Annotated in this window: 19 protein-coding genes and 2 tRNA genes; 14 read left to right on the forward strand and 7 right to left on the reverse strand. The window is 40.8% G+C overall.

The features are described from left to right. Positions 1 to 40 precede the first annotated feature (40 nt). The 3 genes from lpdA to sucD all read left to right on the forward strand — a co-directional run bounded on the left by lpdA (position 41) and on the right by sucD (position 3,727). The gene (lpdA, locus tag FTU00_RS04635; RefSeq protein WP_004782973.1) at positions 41 to 1,474 is read left to right on the forward strand and encodes a dihydrolipoyl dehydrogenase; all 1,434 of its coding nucleotides are present in this window, start codon (positions 41 to 43) and stop codon (positions 1,472 to 1,474) included. A gap of 184 nt (positions 1,475 to 1,658) precedes the next feature. Further along, positions 1,659 to 2,825, forward strand: a complete 1,167-nt coding sequence (sucC, locus tag FTU00_RS04640) for an ADP-forming succinate--CoA ligase subunit beta (protein ID WP_180179200.1) — start codon at positions 1,659 to 1,661, stop codon at positions 2,823 to 2,825. An 11-nt stretch (positions 2,826 to 2,836) separates the two neighbouring features. Further along, positions 2,837 to 3,727: a succinate--CoA ligase subunit alpha gene (gene sucD, locus FTU00_RS04645; RefSeq protein ID WP_180179201.1), complete on the forward strand. Its 891-nt coding sequence runs from the start codon at positions 2,837 to 2,839 to the stop codon at positions 3,725 to 3,727. Between the two features lie 100 nt (positions 3,728 to 3,827). Here the strand turns inward: sucD and FTU00_RS04650 are convergent, their stop codons facing one another. The 3 genes from FTU00_RS04650 to FTU00_RS04660 form a co-directional block, all read right to left on the reverse strand. Next, entirely contained in the window at positions 3,828 to 5,546 is a 1,719-nt protein-coding gene (locus tag FTU00_RS04650) for a flotillin family protein (protein ID WP_180179202.1), read from the reverse strand. A 51-nt stretch (positions 5,547 to 5,597) separates the two neighbouring features. Continuing rightward, positions 5,598 to 6,233, reverse strand: coding sequence for a YqiJ family protein (locus FTU00_RS04655; RefSeq protein ID WP_180179203.1), 636 nt, complete (start codon positions 6,231 to 6,233; stop codon positions 5,598 to 5,600). A gap of 269 nt (positions 6,234 to 6,502) precedes the next feature. Beyond that, on the reverse strand, positions 6,503 to 7,045 hold the full coding sequence (locus FTU00_RS04660; protein WP_180179204.1) for a hypothetical protein: 543 nt from the start codon (positions 7,043 to 7,045) through the stop codon (positions 6,503 to 6,505). A gap of 317 nt (positions 7,046 to 7,362) precedes the next feature. Here FTU00_RS04660 and cysD point away from each other — a divergent pair, with 317 nt between their 5' ends. The 7 genes from cysD (at position 7,363) to FTU00_RS04695 (ending at position 13,256) form a co-directional block, all read left to right on the forward strand. After that, entirely contained in the window at positions 7,363 to 8,277 is a 915-nt protein-coding gene (cysD, locus tag FTU00_RS04665; protein WP_034170514.1) for a sulfate adenylyltransferase subunit CysD, read from the forward strand. Positions 8,278 to 8,395: 118 nt separating this feature from the next. Beyond that, positions 8,396 to 10,009 (forward strand): sulfate adenylyltransferase subunit CysN, encoded by a 1,614-nt coding sequence (gene cysN, locus FTU00_RS04670; RefSeq protein WP_180179205.1) that lies wholly within the window; start codon positions 8,396 to 8,398, stop codon positions 10,007 to 10,009. A gap of 147 nt (positions 10,010 to 10,156) precedes the next feature. Further along, a complete protein-coding gene (locus FTU00_RS04675; protein ID WP_180179243.1) occupies positions 10,157 to 10,423 on the forward strand; it encodes a hypothetical protein in 267 nt (88 codons plus the stop codon). A 104-nt stretch (positions 10,424 to 10,527) separates the two neighbouring features. Continuing rightward, positions 10,528 to 12,048: a DUF2971 domain-containing protein gene (locus tag FTU00_RS04680; protein WP_180179206.1), complete on the forward strand. Its 1,521-nt coding sequence runs from the start codon at positions 10,528 to 10,530 to the stop codon at positions 12,046 to 12,048. Between the two features lie 92 nt (positions 12,049 to 12,140). Then, positions 12,141 to 12,656 (forward strand): PadR family transcriptional regulator, encoded by a 516-nt coding sequence (locus FTU00_RS04685; RefSeq protein ID WP_180179207.1) that lies wholly within the window; start codon positions 12,141 to 12,143, stop codon positions 12,654 to 12,656. 9 nt (positions 12,657 to 12,665) lie between these two features. Beyond that, positions 12,666 to 12,977, forward strand: coding sequence for a DUF3861 domain-containing protein (locus tag FTU00_RS04690; protein ID WP_180002281.1), 312 nt, complete (start codon positions 12,666 to 12,668; stop codon positions 12,975 to 12,977). 18 nt (positions 12,978 to 12,995) lie between these two features. Further along, positions 12,996 to 13,256: a DUF2798 domain-containing protein gene (locus FTU00_RS04695; RefSeq protein ID WP_180179208.1), complete on the forward strand. Its 261-nt coding sequence runs from the start codon at positions 12,996 to 12,998 to the stop codon at positions 13,254 to 13,256. A 17-nt stretch (positions 13,257 to 13,273) separates the two neighbouring features. Here the strand turns inward: FTU00_RS04695 and FTU00_RS04700 are convergent, their stop codons facing one another. Both FTU00_RS04700 and FTU00_RS04705 read right to left on the reverse strand, forming a co-directional pair. After that, the gene (locus tag FTU00_RS04700) at positions 13,274 to 13,624 is read right to left on the reverse strand and encodes a co-chaperone YbbN (RefSeq protein ID WP_180179209.1); all 351 of its coding nucleotides are present in this window, start codon (positions 13,622 to 13,624) and stop codon (positions 13,274 to 13,276) included. A 24-nt stretch (positions 13,625 to 13,648) separates the two neighbouring features. Next, positions 13,649 to 14,089 carry an N-acetyltransferase gene (locus FTU00_RS04705; protein WP_179992103.1) on the reverse strand — a complete coding sequence of 147 codons (441 nt, stop codon included), beginning with the start codon at positions 14,087 to 14,089 and terminating at the stop codon, positions 13,649 to 13,651. 129 nt (positions 14,090 to 14,218) lie between these two features. On the opposite strand from FTU00_RS04705, the gene FTU00_RS04710 reads away from it, so the two are divergent. The 3 genes from FTU00_RS04710 (at position 14,219) to FTU00_RS04720 (ending at position 16,694) form a co-directional block, all read left to right on the forward strand. Further along, a complete protein-coding gene (locus FTU00_RS04710; protein ID WP_180179210.1) occupies positions 14,219 to 15,211 on the forward strand; it encodes an NAD(P)H-quinone oxidoreductase in 993 nt (330 codons plus the stop codon). A 237-nt stretch (positions 15,212 to 15,448) separates the two neighbouring features. Further along, complete coding sequence (locus FTU00_RS04715; RefSeq protein ID WP_159123322.1) at positions 15,449 to 15,649, forward strand: hypothetical protein; 201 nt, start codon at positions 15,449 to 15,451, stop codon at positions 15,647 to 15,649. A gap of 139 nt (positions 15,650 to 15,788) precedes the next feature. After that, the gene (locus FTU00_RS04720) at positions 15,789 to 16,694 is read left to right on the forward strand and encodes a YafY family protein (RefSeq protein ID WP_180179211.1); all 906 of its coding nucleotides are present in this window, start codon (positions 15,789 to 15,791) and stop codon (positions 16,692 to 16,694) included. Between the two features lie 131 nt (positions 16,695 to 16,825). On the opposite strand, the gene FTU00_RS04725 is transcribed toward FTU00_RS04720, so the two are convergent. Next, positions 16,826 to 16,911: transfer RNA gene (locus FTU00_RS04725), tRNA-Leu, on the reverse strand. Between the two features lie 11 nt (positions 16,912 to 16,922). Continuing rightward, a tRNA-Cys gene (locus tag FTU00_RS04730) sits at positions 16,923 to 16,996 on the reverse strand. 153 nt (positions 16,997 to 17,149) lie between these two features. Here FTU00_RS04730 and folD point away from each other — a divergent pair. Then, positions 17,150 to 17,998 (forward strand): bifunctional methylenetetrahydrofolate dehydrogenase/methenyltetrahydrofolate cyclohydrolase FolD, encoded by an 849-nt coding sequence (gene folD / locus FTU00_RS04735; RefSeq protein ID WP_180048172.1) that lies wholly within the window; start codon positions 17,150 to 17,152, stop codon positions 17,996 to 17,998. Positions 17,999 to 18,159 lie beyond the last annotated feature (161 nt).

Raw genomic sequence — 18,159 nt, forward strand, 5'->3', positions numbered from 1 at the left:
GGCTTAGGGTGATCCTCTAGGCCCATTTTTGGAGAGAATAATGTCTCAACAATTCGATTTAGTTGTAATCGGTGGTGGCCCAGGTGGCTACGAAGCTGCAATTCGTGCTGCACAGCTTGGTTTTAAAGTTGCGTGTATCGAAAAACGTATTCATAAAGGTAAACCTTCTTTAGGCGGTACTTGCTTAAACGTAGGTTGTATTCCTTCTAAAGCACTTTTAGATTCTTCTCACCGTTATGAAGATACTGTTAAGCATTTAGATGACCACGGTATTACAACGGGTGAAGTTGCTTTCGATTTGTCTAAAATGCTGGCGCGTAAAGACAAAGTCGTTGAGCAATTGACTGGTGGTGTTGCGCAGTTACTTAAAGGTAATGGCATTGAATGGTTACAAGGTACTGGTAAATTACTTGCTGGTAAAAAAGTTGAGTTCGTACCGCATGAAGGCGAAACTCAGGTTTTAGAGCCTAAATATGTCATCCTTGCATCTGGTTCTGTACCAGTCAATATTCCAGTTGCTCCTGTAGATCAAGACCTGATCGTAGACTCAACTGGTGCGCTTGAATTCCCAGAAGTGCCTAAACGTCTTGGTGTGATCGGTGCTGGTGTAATCGGTCTTGAACTTGGTTCAGTATGGCGTCGTCTGGGTGCGGAAGTTGTTGTATTTGAAGCAATGGACGCATTCTTGCCAATGGCTGACAAAGCATTGGCAAAAGACTACCAAAAACTGCTGACCAAGCAAGGTCTTGATATCCGCATTGGTGCAAAAGTTTCTGGTACTGAAGTTAACGGTCGTGAAGTGACTGTTAAATACAGCCAGGGCGGCGAAGACAAAGAACAGACTTTCGATAAGCTGATCGTTTGTGTAGGCCGTCGTGCTTATGCTGAAGGTTTATTGGCTGAAGACTCAGGTATCAAACTGACTGAGCGCGGTCTGGTTGAGGTAAACGACTGGTGTGCAACTTCTGTTGAAGGCGTATACGCAATCGGTGACTTGGTACGTGGTCCAATGCTTGCACATAAAGCAATGGAAGAAGGCGTAATGGCTGTTGAACGTATCCACGGTCATGCTGCTCAAGTGAACTACGATACTATCATTTCTGTCATCTACACTCACCCGGAAGCGGCTTGGGTAGGTTTAACAGAAGAGCAAGCCAAAGAAAAAGGTCATGAAGTGAAAACTGGTCAATTCGGTTTTGCTGTAAATGGTCGTGCTTTGGCTGCTGGTGAAGGTGCCGGTTTCGTGAAGTTTGTTGCTGATGCAAAAACTGACCGTCTACTTGGTATGCACGTGATTGGACCTGCTGCGTCTGATATCGTTCACCAAGGTATGATCGCACTTGAGTTTGTCTCTTCAGTTGAAGATCTACAGTTGATGACTTTCGGTCACCCAACATTCTCTGAAGTGGTACATGAAGCTGCTCTTGCAGTCGATGGTCGTGCGATCCACGCGATCCAACGTAAGCGTAAGTAATTCTTCGAAGAGCGGCTCAGGCCGCTCTTTTTACATTTGGTGGTTGTTTTTGAATGAATAATCATCTAAAAATAAAGATAAGTAAAATCTAAGATCCAAAAATACCAATATTGATTGATGTGAACCAAGAAATATTGGGAAAACGTGTAATAACAAAGTCAAATAAGTAGTAAAAGGTTAATCAATGAATTTACATGAGTATCAAGCAAAAGCGTTATTAAAAAAATATGGGATGCCTGTACAAGAAGGTATTCTTGCTACCAATGCTGAGGAAACAGTACATGCTTTTGAGCAGCTTGGTGGGAAGTTTGCAGTATTAAAAGCGCAGGTTCACGCAGGTGGTCGTGGCAAAGCGGGTGGGGTAAAAGTGGTAAAGTCGGCTGAAGAAGCAGCTGAATATGCCAATCAGATTATTGGTTCACGTTTAGTGACCTATCAAACCGATGCAAATGGTCAGCCAGTCAATAGTATTTTGGTGTCTGAAGATGTGTATCCGGTCGAGCGTGAACTCTATTTAGGTGCAGTGGTAGACCGTTCTAGCCGTCGTATTACTTTCATGGCATCCACTGAAGGTGGTGTTGAAATTGAAAAAGTTGCAGAAGAAAATCCTGAAAAAATCATTAAAGTCGAAGTTGATCCTTTAGTAGGATTATTGCCATTTCAGGCGCGTGAAGTGGCGTTTGCACTTAAGTTAAAAGATAGCCAGATCAATCAATTTGTTAAAGTCATGACAGCTGCTTACCAAGCCTTTGTCGAAAATGATTTTGCTTTATTTGAAATTAACCCACTCTCTGTTCGTGAAAATGGTGACATTCTCTGTGTCGATGCCAAAGTCGGTATTGATTCAAATGCGCTATACCGTCTGCCTGAAGTTGTTGCTTTACGTGATAAATCACAAGAAAATGAGCGTGAGCTGAAAGCATCTGAATTTGACCTGAACTATGTTGCTTTAGAGGGTAATATTGGTTGTATGGTCAATGGTGCCGGTCTTGCGATGGCAACCATGGACATTATCAAGCTTTATGGTGGTCAACCAGCTAACTTCCTGGATGTAGGTGGTGGTGCAACCAAAGAGCGTGTCATCGAAGCATTTAAAATTATCTTGGCAGATTCTTCTGTACAAGGTGTCTTGATTAATATTTTTGGTGGAATTGTACGTTGTGACATGATTGCTGAGGCAATTATTGCAGCGGTTCAGGAGGTAAATGTCACTGTACCTGTAGTCGTTCGTCTTGAAGGGAACAATGCAGAGCTTGGTGCCAAGTTACTGGATGAATCTGGTTTGAAATTGATTTCTGCAAATGGCTTGGCCGATGCTGCAGAAAAAATTGTTGCTGCAGTAAAAGCTTAAGGAGTATCACAATGAGCGTATTAATTAATAAAGACACCAAAGTTTTAGTCCAAGGCTTTACAGGCAAGAACGGTACATTCCACTCTGAACAGGCTATTGCCTACGGCACTAAAGTTGTTGGTGGAGTAACACCGGGTAAAGGTGATCAATCACATCTGGATCTGCCAGTATTTAATACTATGCGTGAAGCGGTGCAAGAAACTCAAGCTGATGCTTCTGTGATTTATGTGCCTGCACCTTTTGTCCTCGATTCTATTGTAGAAGCTGTTGACTCAGGTATTGAGCTGATTGTTGTGATTACTGAAGGCGTACCAACACTGGATATGCTAAAAGCTAAACGTTATCTGGAAACCAATGGTAATGGTACGCGTCTGATCGGTCCAAACTGTCCGGGTATCATTACGCCAGGCGAGTGTAAGATCGGGATTATGCCGGGTCATATTCATCAGCCAGGTAAGATCGGCATTATCTCACGTTCAGGTACTTTGACTTATGAAGCGGTTGCACAAACCACTAAATTAGGTCTTGGACAGTCAACCTGTATCGGAATCGGTGGTGATCCGATTCCAGGCATGAACCAGATTGATTGCTTGAAACTGTTCCAGGAAGACCCGCAAACTGAAGCCATTATCATGATTGGTGAAATTGGCGGTACTGCGGAAGAAGAAGCAGCTGAGTATATCCAGTCGCATGTGACCAAGCCGGTGGTAGGTTATATCGCTGGTGTAACAGCGCCGAAAGGTAAGCGTATGGGTCACGCAGGTGCCATCATTTCTGGCGGTAAAGGAACTGCTGAAGAGAAGTTTGCAGCTTTTGAACGCGCGGGAATGGCGTATACACGTAGTCCTGCAGAGTTGGGTTCAACCATGCTTGAGGTTTTGAAAGAAAAAGGTTTGGCTTAATTTATTAAGCTGATAAAAAGCCCTCATTATTGAGGGCTTTTTATAATTGCTATAAAAGGAAATTAAAGTCTAACTAAATGATAAGTCGAAAATTGAGTATTTAGTTATCTATACCAGCTTTAGCTTTCAGGCTTTGAGTCATCCCATTGATGTCACCACCCTGAATGCCTAATTCATTCATCAGGCTATCAATCAAAGGTGCCTGGCTACGATAACGCAAAGCACTATTCACCACCTGATCGGAGAGGGCAACATTGCCGCCTTCATGATGGGCATCTGCTTGGCAAGAACCCGCATATGTGCCATGTAGGCCATTGACTTGCAGAATCTTGATGTCATCAATGTTTTCCATCGGCTTAACACTTTCACGAATGATTTCAGGTAAGTATTTCAGCATGGCTAGCCGGATTTGCATTTCCACCTGTTCAGATGACAGTACATTATTTGCTTCATTCACTGCGCGAGTACCTTCAGCATCGACTTGATACTGTTTCTCCATCGCTTGAGCAAGTAATACTTTGGCATCCGCTTCACCTTTAGCTTTCAGGCGAACTTTTTCAGCTTCGGCTTCAGCGGCAATACGAACCGCTTCTGCATCATCAGCTGCTGCCTGTTTGCCAGCTTCAGCTGCAACGGTAATGGCAATTGCATCTTTCTCAGCCTGTTCTTTGGCTGCAACCAGTTCAACTGCTTTTTGACGTTCAGCTTGCTGGATCTGACGGACAGTAACGACTTCTTCTTCCGCTTTAACCGCTTGAGCACGTGCCTGATCAGCTAAAGCTTTGGCTTCAGATTCAGCACGTGATTTTTCTGCAATCGCAATTGCACGATCCTGTTCAGCCAGTTCGATAGTTTTCTTCTGTTCAACTTGGGCTTTTTGAATAAGCTGGGCTTTCTGAATGTTTTCATTTTCAACATCACGAGCCGCCAAAATGCGTTTCAGTTCTACTTCACGTTCAGCAGCAATACGAGCTTCTTCCGCTTCACGTTTTTTTGCAGCTTCCTGAGCTGCAATTTCAGCTAACTGTTCAGCGCGGCGAATCGAAATTTCACGTTCCTGTTGCAGCTTGGCATATTCTTCTTCACGGATAATTTGTAGACGTGCTTGCTCGGCTTCCAGATTTTTGGCTTTAATGGCCAGATCTGTATCCTGTTCAATATGATTACGCTTACGGCGACGATCTTCAATCGTTTCAGTGAGTTTGGTCAAACCTTCAGCATCGAAAGCATTTTGTGGATTGAAATATTTAAAGCCAGTTTGATCTAAGCCAGTTAAAGAAACAGTTTCCAGTTCCAGACCATTTTTGTGCAGATCTTCAGATACCACTTGCTGTACTTTTTGTACGAAGTCGACCCGTTTTTCATGTAATTCTTCCATGGCCATTTCAGCGGCAACGGCGCGTAAAGAGTCGACAAATTTCCCTTCAACCAGATTCTTTAATTCATTTGGCGACATGGTCTTTTGACCAAGAGTTTGTGCTGCCGTAGCAATCGAATCAGCCGTTGGTTTCACACGTACATAGAATTCAGCCATGACATCGACACGCATGCGATCACGGGTAATCAGCGCCTGATCATCGGCACGACGGACTTCCAGACGCAAGGTATTCATATTGACTGGAATAATTTCATGTAGCACCGGTAGCACCAAAGCCCCACCACCTAGAATCACTTTTTCACCACCCCAACCGGTACGTACAAAGGAAATCTCTTTACTGGAACGACGGTATAAACGTGCAATGATTAATCCGAAGGTAATAAGGCTAACGAATATAATCCCCGCAATAATCAAAACATTATATAAATCAAAATTTAGCATTGTTATAAAGTCTCTTTGGGCAAGCTTAATTTTTATAGGAAATTGGTTTAATTAAAGTTCAATAGCCTGAAAGCCATTTTTAGTTTTTTGAGTCAAAACCACTGTCTGACCTTGATTAAATATTTCATTGCGTTCAGGTTCGACCAGCACATAATGGGTCTTACCATGCTGATCCTGAACTTTGGCCTGAGCAGGGGAGTTAGCTTTGGCATCTCCCAGAATAATCGTGGCGGTTCGTCCGATCAGTTCATCGCTATAGATCGCGATGGTTTCATCCTGAGGCAGAATTTTGGCAGCAAGCACGGACAGCCCACGTACAATCGGCATGCATAAAAATAAACAGGCAGGGGAAATAATCCATGCATTTAAAAGCTGACTGGTAAATCGTTCGAACAGGCCTTGGATCAATAAACCGCTCAGACCATAACTGGTCAGGAAAATAATGAGCCAGATAAAGAGAGGCAGGCGACCCAGATAAAGCCAGTCGAATACTTTATTGAACAGGCTGGTCTGCTGATCAATACCTACTTCCGGATGAAGCGGTTCTTCAGGCAGAAATTGTTCGAACATATTCTGGGAACCACCTCCCAGCATCAGCAAGACACATTCCAAGGCAGCAAACATCAGCATCAGGCTTAAACTGATACTAAATACAATGTTGGAAGGATGAATGAACAGTTCCCACATGAGTTTCTGTCTCTAATTATGGTTTTATAGAAATTTTATGACCCTGTTAAAGATAACAGTTATTAATAAAATTGTAAGCAAAAAACAACAAAAATCCCAATCGGGATAGCTTGATAAAATCCAAAATTTAACAATATGTGATGAGCTTTTCTTAGCTGCAAATAAATGTCGACTATTTTATAGGTGGGCGAATCTGAGGTTTTATCTCAAGAATAGAAAAGCAATTGTGTACATTTGCTTTTCTGTCCCTAGGTAGATGTATAAAAGAATTAAAGGATGGCGGTCTGGATACGGACTTTCATTTCTAGGGCTTGTTGCAGGATATAGTTCTTCATCCATTGCACCTGTTCGCCCATTGGATTGGTTTTTACTGCAGTCTCCAGAAATTTAAGTTCAGGCTGATTAAATAGTTGTTCGTCGAGAGCCTGTTCCAATGCCTGAGTATTTGCAGACAAAGGTAAGGCCACCAAGAAGAAGGCTTTAGGATAGTTATAGAAAGCATAAAGCAGGTTGAAAGCTTTTTGATCGCCTCTCAGATTGCCGGCACCTATTTCGTAACCTGCCTGCTGGTTGCTATAAGTCATACCGAGCAGGTATTCCCATTGACCGTTCAGCTTACGCAGGCCAAACTGCAGGCCAATCTGATCCGCGGTCAATTCATGCTGGATATAAATGTTTAAAGGACTGCCATCTTCAGTATAGGGTTCCTGAAGAACCAAAATATGTTGCTGGTGCTGGTAAATAAAACCGGCAAGTTTTGCCTGTTCCAGACGGGATTTTAAAGTATCTAAATCAAATTCGTTATAAGGCATACATAGTTTATAAATTGGAAGAACTAATCCTACTCTAATTTTTTTTCACCACGATGTGAACTGTCCGTTTAGATGATTAATATATCATTTCATTGCTAAAAGTAATCTTCCAGAGTGCTTTGACTAAACAATCAATTGTCTTTATTTAGCTAAGCTATCAGATTCATAAAAACTGATAGTTGATATTAGTGAATTTTTATATGACGTTTTAATATATGAATATCACAAAACAAGCAATCGTTATGAAAAGTTAATCACTATAATGAATATAAATTTTATAAAGTGTAATAAGTACACGTGTAATACGCAGGTTGTCCATGTCATTAAATGAGGAAAGACTTACTCATCTTAAACAGCTTGAAGCTGAGAGTATTCACATCATTCGCGAAGTTGCTGCCGAGTTTGAAAATCCGGTTATGCTTTATTCAATCGGTAAAGATTCAGCAGTCATGCTGCATTTAGCACTGAAAGCGTTTTATCCTGCAAAACTTCCATTCCCGCTACTTCATGTAGATACCGGCTGGAAATTCAAAGACATGATCAAGTTCCGTGACAACATGGCCAAAGAACATGGCTTTGATCTGATCGTGCATCAGAACAAAGAAGGTCGTGATGCGGGCGTAAACCCATTCGACTATGGTAGCTCTAAATATACTGACATTATGAAAACCCAAGGCTTGAAACAGGCACTGGATAAATATCAGTTTGATGCTGCTTTCGGTGGTGCACGTCGTGACGAAGAAAAATCACGTGCCAAAGAACGTGTTTATTCATTCCGTGATTCTAAACACCGTTGGGATCCGAAAAACCAGCGTCCAGAACTTTGGAACCTTTACAATGGTAAAGTGAACAAAGGCGAAAGTATTCGTGTATTCCCGCTGTCTAACTGGACTGAGCTGGACATCTGGCAATATATCTACCTAGAAAATATCAAACTTGTTCCATTGTACTTAGCTGCTGAACGTCCAGTCGTTGAGCGTAATGGTACACTGATCATGGTTGATGATGAGCGTATGCGCCTGAATCCAGGCGAAGTGCCACAAATGAAATCGGTTCGTTTCCGTACTTTAGGTTGTTACCCATTAACGGGTGCGGTTGAATCAACTGCAACAACTTTACCGGAAATTATCCAGGAAATGCTTTTAGCGACCACATCTGAACGTCAAGGCCGTATGATCGATCATGACGAAGCAGGTTCGATGGAAAAGAAAAAGCAGGAAGGTTACTTCTAAGAGAAATCTCCCCCGGCCCCTCTTTTTCAAAGAGGGGAGAAAAAAGTCTCCCTTAACAAAGGGAGATTTAGAGGGATTAAAAGAAACCGATTTCAATGTATTTGTGGAGCTATGAGCGATGTCTCACCAATCAGAACTTATTAGCCAAGACATTTTGGCTTATTTGAAACAGCACGAAAATAAAGACTTATTGCGTTTCCTGACTTGCGGTAATGTGGATGATGGTAAATCAACCCTGATCGGCCGTCTGCTTTATGATTCAAAACTGATTTATGAAGATCAGCTGCAAGCGGTTACCCGTGACTCTAAAAAAGTAGGTACCACAGGCGATGCACCTGACTTGGCGCTGCTTGTCGATGGTCTGCAAGCTGAACGTGAGCAAGGTATTACCATTGACGTAGCTTACCGTTATTTCTCTACTGAAAAACGTAAGTTCATCATTGCCGACACCCCAGGGCACGAACAGTACACTCGTAACATGGCCACTGGTGCGTCTACTGCGGATCTTGCAATTATCCTGATCGATGCGCGTTACGGTGTTCAGACTCAAACACGTCGTCACTCATTTATTGCGAGCCTTCTAGGTATTCGTAATATTGTGGTTGCAGTGAACAAAATGGACTTGGTTGAATTCTCTGAAGCACGCTTCAATGAAATTCAGGCTGAGTACAACAAGTTCGTGGATCAGCTGAGCGATCGTAAACCTGAAAATATTGTATTCACGCCAATTTCTGCATTGAACGGTGATAATGTTGTAAACAAATCACCAAATACGCCGTGGTACCAAGGTCAGACCTTAATGGAGACTTTGGAAACTGTAGAAATTACACGTAATACCAGCAAAGACGAATTCCGGTTCCCAGTTCAGTACGTTAACCGTCCTAACCTCGACTTCCGTGGTTTCTGCGGAACGATCGCACTGGGTGAAGTGAAAGTTGGCGATGAAATTGTTGCGCTGCCATCTGGCAAGAAATCAACAGTAAAAGAAATTGTCACTTTTGACGGTAATCTGGATCATGCTGTTGCAGGTCAGGCGATTACATTAACACTGAACGATGAAATTGATATTTCACGCGGTAACGTGTTGGTGAAAGCAGGCGAACAACCACTGATTTCACGTTCTGCTCGTGCATCTGTGGTATGGATGAACGATCAGCCATTAGTGGTTGGCAAACTTTATAACGTGAAGCTTGGTACTCAAACCATCCCAGCGAAAGTTGCGAAAATTAACTATCGTACCAATGTCAATACATTGGAAAAACTACAAGTAGAGCAGCTTGATCTGAATGCGATTGCTGACGTCACTATCGAATTTGATGCGCCAGTGGTATTCGACCGTTATCAAGACAGCCGTTATACAGGTTCATTCATCTTCATCGACCGTTTAAGCAACGTGACTGTTGGTGCTGGTATGGTTGAAGCTGCAGTAGAATGGACTGCACACAACGAGCCTGTGACTGCTGAAGCGCGTGCTGCACGTTTAGGTCAAAAACCTGCTGCGGTCACTATAACTGCAAAAGCACTGGAAAATGCTCAAGCACTTGAAAGCCTGTTGATCCAACAAGGTGTAGTTGCGATTGCGAAAGCGGGTCTGACTGCTGAACAGGTTGCACTTGTTCGTGAAACTGGTGTGGTGGTGATTACTGACCTTGCAGAAGGTACAGATGTGACTTACACAGCCGATGCAGTTGAAGAACTGGCTGAGAAAATTGTGGAATTGGTTCGCCTATAAGACTGGACTGATTTTAAGAAAAACCCGCTGTAAGGCGGGTTTTTTATTGCCTGAATTTTGAATGTTTGAAAATCATTCGGTTATTCAAAATGTGATCTTTCAATTTATATGTAGCTTTATACAATGCTCCGTAGATGGGGGGAATGTATGAAAAAATTATTATTACTAGTTGGACTATGTGTAGCTTTTGGAGCAGAAGCCAAGCAGAGCAGCCAAAGTACGGAAGCAATTAAACAGAAGATTATTCAACAGTCGATTGAAAGCTATCCGGGAAATTGTCCTTGTCCATACAATACAGCGCGTAATGGTAGTCGTTGCGGCAAGCGTAGTGCTTATAACCGTGCTGGTGGTTATGCACCGTTTTGCTATCCGGAAGATGTCAGTGATCGGATGGTAAGGGAATATAGAAGGTGAATTTAAAGTAAAATTTTTTATTTATACATAAATCAAGTGAACTATTTTTGTTAAATAAATGATAAATTAATCAATATTATAGGTGAAAAAAATAGTATTTTAAAATGAAAACTAATTTCGAAAATATTCATATTGCTGCTAAGATTTTAATTGATTTTCATTCATCATATTTTAATGCAAAAGATGTTTTATCTAGTGAGGCGAAAGAAAATAGATTTCATAATCTTGTTGTATTATTTCAGTATTTTGAGAATGAAGTAAATCTTAATGTAGCAAATATAAATATTTTTTTGCGGAATAATGCGAGAGCAAAAGATAAGTCTCAAAATGTTAAAGCTAGAGAGTTACGACATAGTTTAATTGCTTTAAAACATTTAATCACTTTCTTAATAGCTAAATGTAGCCTAGCTGAGGATTTAAATTATTCTAAAGTTTTACTAAGTGGTATACCTGCCGATTGGGAGAGGGCATATGCAGCAAAGCTGCTTTCTTTTATAGTCGATAATAGTGTCTATATTTTTTGTAGAAATAATAATATTGATAAGTTGCTAACTGATGAATGTACAAAAGTTATTGAAAAATTCACTAACTGTTTTAATGATTTCAACTTAATAAAATTAATTAGTAAGCAAAAGTCTAAAAACTTACAGTGTTTATTATATTTACTGGTCCGAACAGTAGATAATATTCTTTCACTATTGCAAGTTGACTTTAATGAAGATGAGAGAAAAGTAGCACATTACACATCATTATTTGGCTTTAATAAAATTATATGTGAAAAAAGTCCTCTAAGATTGGCTTCGGGTGATTTAATGAATGATCCGAGTGAAGGGAAGCTTTTATATGAATACTTTAATATTCAGAATGAATTAAGTGATGATACATTTTTAACTTCATTTACTTTTAATCATAATTCTTTAAACCAATTCAGATTATATGGTTGTACTGATAATAAAGAGGGAACAGGAATTAGTTTAGTTGTTGATGGCAATTTCTTTTCTTCTGAAAGGAATGGTTTTATATCAAGTGAAATTGTTGGAGACTTAGATATTTTTAAAGTATCTATTGATAAGAATAGTGAACTTTTACCTTTGTTTAGATGTGTATATTTTGATAAAAATACTGGGTTTATTCAGGTTGCTAAAAGAAGTCGTGCTTCTTTTTATCAAGAATATTATAGCGAGCTAAATTTGGATGAAATCCATAGTAAGTATGAACAATATGAATCTAACATATTGAACTTAGAGAGCAATTTGTATAAGCAAATTCAAAATTTAAAAGATCTAATTTCTTTGACTAGAAAATATTTTAGCAAAAATAAGGATAATGAAGAGTTAATAAAAGCAACTCTAAGACCATTATGTTTTCTATTTAAGCACATTGCATTTCAAGAAGAACAAGAATGTAGAATTTTTTATATTACTGAAATTAGTAATCCTATTCTTCAAGAAGATCAAAGTTCTATGATGGTATTTTTCCCATATAAAACAGATATTAAGGCTTCATTAAAAAATGTGTATTTAGGACCTGCTTTACAAAATAAATTTACTTTTGTACGTAAGTCCGTTGCATTTAATAAGGGTGTAAAGGTAAAAGTTTGTGATAGCCCATTTGTGCCTAAATAATTTTTTCAGAATGTGTAATAAAAAAACCTTAGTAAGTACTACAATATAGATGATAAGATATATCTTAATTAAATTTAAGATATATCTTTTGTATGTCTAGAACTTCTGATTCTGCATTAAAAGAAGAACGAGAAAGCTCTCCAAAACCTCGTAGACGGCTCTTTGAAGCAGGTGAAATGAAACTGCTCGTGCTGCATTTTATTGCTCAAGCGCCCAAGTTTAGCTATGACATTATTAAAGATGTAGCTGCGCTGGTTGGAGGTAACTATAAGCCGAGTACAGGTACGATCTGCCCAACAATTAACTATCTTGAAGAACAGCAATATACCCAAGTGATCATGAGTGTGGATGAACGTAAGCAATATCACATTACTGATAAAGGTCGTGAGCATCTGAAAGATAATCAGGAAACTCTACAAAGAGTTCTTAGCCGTTTTGAAACCCGTCGCCGCATTCAAGAAGATGAGCGCTATATCGATATCCATAATTCAATGGAAAGCCTGAAAGCTTCACTACGATTCAAACTGCAAAATGAACTTCGTCCAGAGCAGATCAGTGATATTGCTGCCCAGATTGAACAGGCTGCAATTAATATCCGTCAACTGTAGGAGCAGGACATGAAACAACATCTCTATGAAGTGACTGTTCAACATCTGGCTGATGCCCAAGGTAATCCATCAACCTATACTGAGGAGCTACAGTTTCAGGTGGGTAATCACGATGACATCTTTAAAATACTGGAAAAACTTCAAGCCAGTCAGTTGCTAGATGAGGAAAGTACCAAAGCATTTGTTATCGGCTTAAAACTGTTTAGTGAAGTCATGCTGGAAAATAAAGAGTTGCCACTCTTCAAGGAATTCATGCCGCAATTTGCCCAGTTTATGAAATCCTTAAAACAGACAGTGAAAGCCCAAAGTGAAGAACAGTAAGTACTCTAAAGGTCATTTATGAAAAAGAATCTCCCCAAATTTCACCCAAAACATCTGAACTGGTTAATGCCCTTAATCCTTTCCGGCATTATGAGCGGTGCGATTTCCTGCTTTAATATGCTGCTGAATAAAGGCTGGAGCGATGCGTTTATCTCGCTATGGTTACATGCCTGGAGCATGTCATGGCTGATGGCATTTCCACTGATTCTGCTTGTATTGCCGCTGGTACGCAAATTCCTGATGCAGTTTGTGCAGATGTCAGATCAATCTGCTAAATAAGAAATTGCTTATTCGAATCAGTCGGAATCGGATGATTCATTTAGAACTTGAAACAAAATAGATTTCATTTCAGTTAGGCTTTTCACACCAGCAATGCGTTGAATGATCTGCCCATTTTTAAAGATGAGGGTAGAGGGCAAGCCATAGACGTTATAGCGTAAGGTCAGAATCGGTGATTGATCGACATTGATTTTACCGAACTTAATTTCTGGGTTATGCCCAGCATATTGTGCTGCCAGTTCCTCAAAAACCGGAAAATTCTGTACACAGGGCTTGCACCAGTCAGCATAGAACCGGATCACAGCAAGGCCTTCAAACCATTCGAAGTCACTGTAATTATCTTCATTGTAGGTGATGACTGCTGACATGAATTTGCTCTCATCATTTCAAAATTAAGATTTAAACCAGCTCATAGTGAGTTCAGCCTGACCGGTATTCTCATCGATTCCTTGATTGATCATCTTAAAACCCTGCTTTTGGTAAAAATGAACTGCTGATGTATTTGCAGCATAGACATTTAAATGCAGCTGATTACATTGCTGTTTTAAGAAGTCAACTAAACGGCGACCATAGCCAGCACCTTGCTGCTCAGGATCAATGAAAAGTGCAGCTAATACATTTTCTGATTTTAATAATGAAACAAAGCCAAGTACCGTATGATTTTCTTTAAGGACATAGTTTTCTGCTAAGGGTAAATATACATCTCGCATTGGAAGTAGCTGATTTTCCCAATAACTAGCAGGAATAAAATCATGCGCCTTTAAAGAAGCCTGGAACCAGATTTCAAGAATAGCGTCGATATCCTCGGTTTTCGCTTTTGTAATTATTGTCATCAGTGGTCTTATATCAATTTACTAAATAGGCAGCTGATTATACATAAGTCCATGCTGCTTCAATCCATAGCATTTCTATGTTCAAATAAGTTCGAAAAATATGAAACGTGAATATTAGGGAAAGAATCCATGACGCAACAAAGCATGCAACAAGTCATCATTACAGAACCGGGTGGTGTAGAGAAACTCGCTTATGAAACGGTTGCCATCCCTGAACCTAAAGCAGACGAAGTGCTGGTTAAGGTACATGCTTTCGGGATTAACCGTCCGGATATCTTGCAGCGTCAGGGCTTGTATCCAATGCCTAAGGGCGTGACTCCTGTACCGGGTCTGGAAGTTGCCGGTGAAGTTGTTGCAGTCGGGAGTGAAGTAAGCCAGTTTAAAGTAGGTGACAAAGTCTGTGGTCTGACCAATGGCGGTGGTTATGCAGAATATTGCGTCATGCCTGAAAGCCAGACTTTAAACATTCCTGAAGGTGTGAGTTTTGTACAGGCTGCGGCGATTCCTGAAACTTTTTTCACTGTCTGGGCAAATGTGTTCCAGATGGGTAAGGCTAAGGCAGGAGAGACTGTACTGATTCATGGCGGTACCAGTGGGATTGGGACCACGGCCTTAATGCTATGTAAATCTCTAGGCATCAAAACCTTTGCGACAGCAGGTAGTGATGAAAAAATCCAGGCGATTTCACATCTGACCACAGGAATCAATTACAAGACCCAAGACTTTGAGCAGGTCATCAATGAAGCCACGGATAATGCTGGTGTAGATGTGATCTTGGATATGGTAGGTGCACCGTACCTGGAGAAAAACCTGAATCTGCTGCGTCGTGATGGTCGTCTGGTGTATATCGCATTCCTGGGCGGTGCTAAGGCTAAGGAGGTAAAATTGGGTCAAATTATGATGAAACGTTTGACCATTACTGGTTCTACCATGCGGGCACGCAATACGGCTGAGAAAGCTGAAATTGCCCAAGGCCTGAAAGAGCATGTGGCGCCACTCTGGGCAAAAGGTGAATGTTTACCGATGATTTATAAAACCTTCAAGTTTGACCAGATTCAGGATGCGCATGCAGCGATGGATACAGGTGAACATATCGGTAAGATTGTGGTGGAAATCATCTAATTATTCTTGTGATAGAAATACTAAAAGCCAACTTTTGTTGGCTTTTATTTTGCATAAAAAACGATAAATAATTTAAATTAATTGCTTGAAATAGGAGTATAAATTTTAAAAAACGGTAAAAAGTGTCGATTATTCGACACAACCTGTCAAAACTGAGGAGTAAATTAGCGCTTAAATATAATCTGACTAAATTGTTTGGTATTTGATGAAATGTCACGTATTAAAAGGAAGTATATTATGAAGATAGTGTCGGCCCCTTATACGCATGAACATGGCTTTCGTGCATTGAAGCGTTTGCATAAAGCGATTATCCGTAATCAGTTACTTCGTTCCGATTTACACAAGCTGTATCAAGCCATGTTGCATCTGGAACGCTATATGGAACGGCTGAGCCACTCAGCACCAAAACCTCACTACAAACGTCGTAAAAAATCTTAAAAAACATCTTGCCTATTAGCCTTAAGTTGAAGTGAATAACTCTAATCTTGTTTTTATTTGGCTGTATAATTTTCCCATAATTTAAAAATTCTAAGCAAATGATTCATTGTGCTGCACAAGCGGCACGAAGAGGGTATTTATGAAGGGCAATGCGTCAACGCATGAGCGCCTCGCAGACCGTTTGGCAAATATTTTAACCAAACTTAATATAGGGCATCAGTTAAGTGTACAGGAGCTGGCACGAGAATTTCAGGTCAGCACCCGTACCATTGAGCGTGATTTTGTTCGTCTGAATGCGTATTTACCGCTCATACAGGATCAAAATACCAAACGCTATTATCTTGAGCCTTCATATTTAGGGCGTTTCAAGTTACAGGATATCCAGAATTTTGCACAGTTGTCTGGAATCAGTGACTTGTATCCGGCACTGGATATGTCTTTTATTCGTGAATTGCTGGATGAGCGGGCAAATCAGGTATTTTCGGCAAAAGGTTATTATTTTGAAGATGCCAAACAGTTTGCCGAGCATTTCAAGCTGCTTGCAGGGGCGATCTATAAACGGCAGCAGATTGAGCTGCAATATTCCGAACAAACACGGATCATCCAGCCATACCGGTTGATTCATCATCATGGCATCTGGTATCTGGCCGGTGTCACTGAAGCTGAGCTCAAAACCTATCGTTTAAGTCAGTTGCAGGAAGTCAAACTGGTTTTTGAAAATGAAAGCTTTGAGCATGATCCTGAAGTTTTGAAAATGCTGGCAGATGAAGACAGCATCTGGTTTGGCCAGCAAAAACAGCAGGTTTTGATGAAGGTGCAACCTGAAGTCACGGTGTTTTTTAAAGAGCGCCATTTATTTCCGGAACAGCAGATCGAACAGGAATCAGAGTCTGGAGAATTGTTAATTAGTTGTCAGATTCGTCATGAAATGCAGTTATTGCCACTGGTACGTTACTGGCTACCGTATGTAAAGATCATTGAGCCGATTCATTTTCAGGAAAAACTGGAACAGGATCTGGAAGGTTATTTACGCTCTGCTGGATAATATTTTGAAAGCAGAGCAGGTTGGCGAATGCTTATAGAATTCTATTGAGAATTAGATTTAGCAAATTACAGGCATAAAAAAACCAGCTTTCGCTGGGTTCTTTATTTGCACCATCTTCAGTAGTAGAAAAATGGTGCCCGAGGCCAGACTCGAACTGGCACGCTTTGTGGGCGGGGGATTTTAAATCCCCTGTGTCTACCGATTTCACCACTCGGGCTTTAACAAGATTGGAGGCGGAGGTCGGAATCGAACCGGCGTCCACGGAGTTGCAGTCCGCTGCATGACCACTCTGCCACCCCGCCGCGTCTTGTTGATGCGTATATTATCAAGCTCTGAAAAAAAAACAATAGGATATTCATTTGTATGCGCATAAAAACAGCATATGGCGGAAAATATTCAGAATTATCATGTAGAATGTGCAAAATTGATTCATATCAACACTTGGGAGAAGTGCCGTGGCATTAGTTCTAGACGGTCGTGCATTAGCGAAGCAAATTGAAGCTGACTTGTTAACTCGCGTAGAAGCGCTGAAAGCAAAGTCAGGTCGTACTCCAATTCTTGCGACTATTTTGGTGGGTGACGATGGCGCATCTGCAACTTATGTACGTATGAAAGGTAATGCTTGCCGCCGTGTTGGTATGGATTCACTAAAAGTTGAGCTTCCAAAAGAAACGACTACTGAAGAATTGCTTGCTGAAATTGAAAAACTGAATGCAAATCCGGATGTTCACGGTATTCTTTTACAACACCCAGTACCTGCGCAAATTGATGAACGTGCTTGTTTTGATGCTATCTCGCTTGAAAAAGACGTAGATGGTGTGACTTGTCTGGGCTACGGTCGTATGGCGATGGGTGAAGCAGCTTACGGTTCTGCTACTCCTGCAGGTATCATGACCATCCTGAAAGAAAACGATATTGAAATCGCAGGTAAACATGCGGTAGTGGTTGGTCGTTCTGCGATTCTAGGTAAACCAATGGCAGCAATGTTGCTTGAAGCGAATGCTACAGTGACTATTTGCCATTCACGTACTCAAAACCTTCCAGAATTTGTAAAACAAGCTGACATTATCGTGGGTGCGGTGGGTAAAGCTGAACTGATCCAGAAAGACTGGATTAAACCAGGTGCAGTGGTTGTTGATGCTGGCTTCCACCCACGTGATGGCGGTGGTGTGGGTGATATTCAATTAGTCGGTATCGAAGAAATCGCTTCTGCTTATACCCCAGTTCCGGGTGGTGTAGGTCCTATGACAATCACTACGCTGATTCGTCAAACTGTAGAAGCTGCTGAGAAGGCTTTGGGTTAATTGAAATTTTAATTAGTTACGGCGGAGTTGTATCGTTGTGACTATAGATGTAAGAAGCTCATTCGTTACTTTTGTTTCGGCAAAAGTAACCAAAACCATTTGTCATTCGCAGAACTCGTCATATTTCTTTTGCGTGGTTGATGTGTCGCAAAAACAGGACG

It is taken from the genome of Acinetobacter sp. YH12041, assembly GCF_013419975.1.
Taxonomy (GTDB): Bacteria; Pseudomonadota; Gammaproteobacteria; order Pseudomonadales; family Moraxellaceae; genus Acinetobacter.

Bases quoted from the DNA above. Each gene is read 5' to 3' on its own strand.
- FTU00_RS04720 (WP_180179211.1), top strand. From the start codon at position 15,789: ATGAAGGGCAATGCGTCAACGCATGAGCGCCTCGCAGACCGTTTGGCA.
- FTU00_RS04685 (WP_180179207.1), top strand. From the start codon at position 12,141: ATGTCTAGAACTTCTGATTCTGCATTAAAAGAAGAACGAGAAAGCTCT.
- FTU00_RS04710 (WP_180179210.1), top strand. From the start codon at position 14,219: ATGACGCAACAAAGCATGCAACAAGTCATCATTACAGAACCGGGTGGT.
- FTU00_RS04715 (WP_159123322.1), top strand. From the start codon at position 15,449: ATGAAGATAGTGTCGGCCCCTTATACGCATGAACATGGCTTTCGTGCA.
- FTU00_RS04675 (WP_180179243.1), top strand. From the start codon at position 10,157: ATGAAAAAATTATTATTACTAGTTGGACTATGTGTAGCTTTTGGAGCA.
- FTU00_RS04705 (WP_179992103.1), bottom strand. From the start codon at position 14,089: ATGACAATAATTACAAAAGCGAAAACCGAGGATATCGACGCTATTCTT.
- FTU00_RS04660 (WP_180179204.1), bottom strand. From the start codon at position 7,045: ATGCCTTATAACGAATTTGATTTAGATACTTTAAAATCCCGTCTGGAA.
- FTU00_RS04690 (WP_180002281.1), top strand. From the start codon at position 12,666: ATGAAACAACATCTCTATGAAGTGACTGTTCAACATCTGGCTGATGCC.
- FTU00_RS04650 (WP_180179202.1), bottom strand. From the start codon at position 5,546: ATGCTAAATTTTGATTTATATAATGTTTTGATTATTGCGGGGATTATA.
- cysD (WP_034170514.1), top strand. From the start codon at position 7,363: ATGTCATTAAATGAGGAAAGACTTACTCATCTTAAACAGCTTGAAGCT.
- FTU00_RS04655 (WP_180179203.1), bottom strand. From the start codon at position 6,233: ATGTGGGAACTGTTCATTCATCCTTCCAACATTGTATTTAGTATCAGT.
- FTU00_RS04680 (WP_180179206.1), top strand. From the start codon at position 10,528: ATGAAAACTAATTTCGAAAATATTCATATTGCTGCTAAGATTTTAATT.
- sucC (WP_180179200.1), top strand. From the start codon at position 1,659: ATGAATTTACATGAGTATCAAGCAAAAGCGTTATTAAAAAAATATGGG.
- sucD (WP_180179201.1), top strand. From the start codon at position 2,837: ATGAGCGTATTAATTAATAAAGACACCAAAGTTTTAGTCCAAGGCTTT.
- FTU00_RS04700 (WP_180179209.1), bottom strand. From the start codon at position 13,624: ATGTCAGCAGTCATCACCTACAATGAAGATAATTACAGTGACTTCGAA.
- cysN (WP_180179205.1), top strand. From the start codon at position 8,396: ATGTCTCACCAATCAGAACTTATTAGCCAAGACATTTTGGCTTATTTG.
- lpdA (WP_004782973.1), top strand. From the start codon at position 41: ATGTCTCAACAATTCGATTTAGTTGTAATCGGTGGTGGCCCAGGTGGC.
- FTU00_RS04695 (WP_180179208.1), top strand. From the start codon at position 12,996: ATGAAAAAGAATCTCCCCAAATTTCACCCAAAACATCTGAACTGGTTA.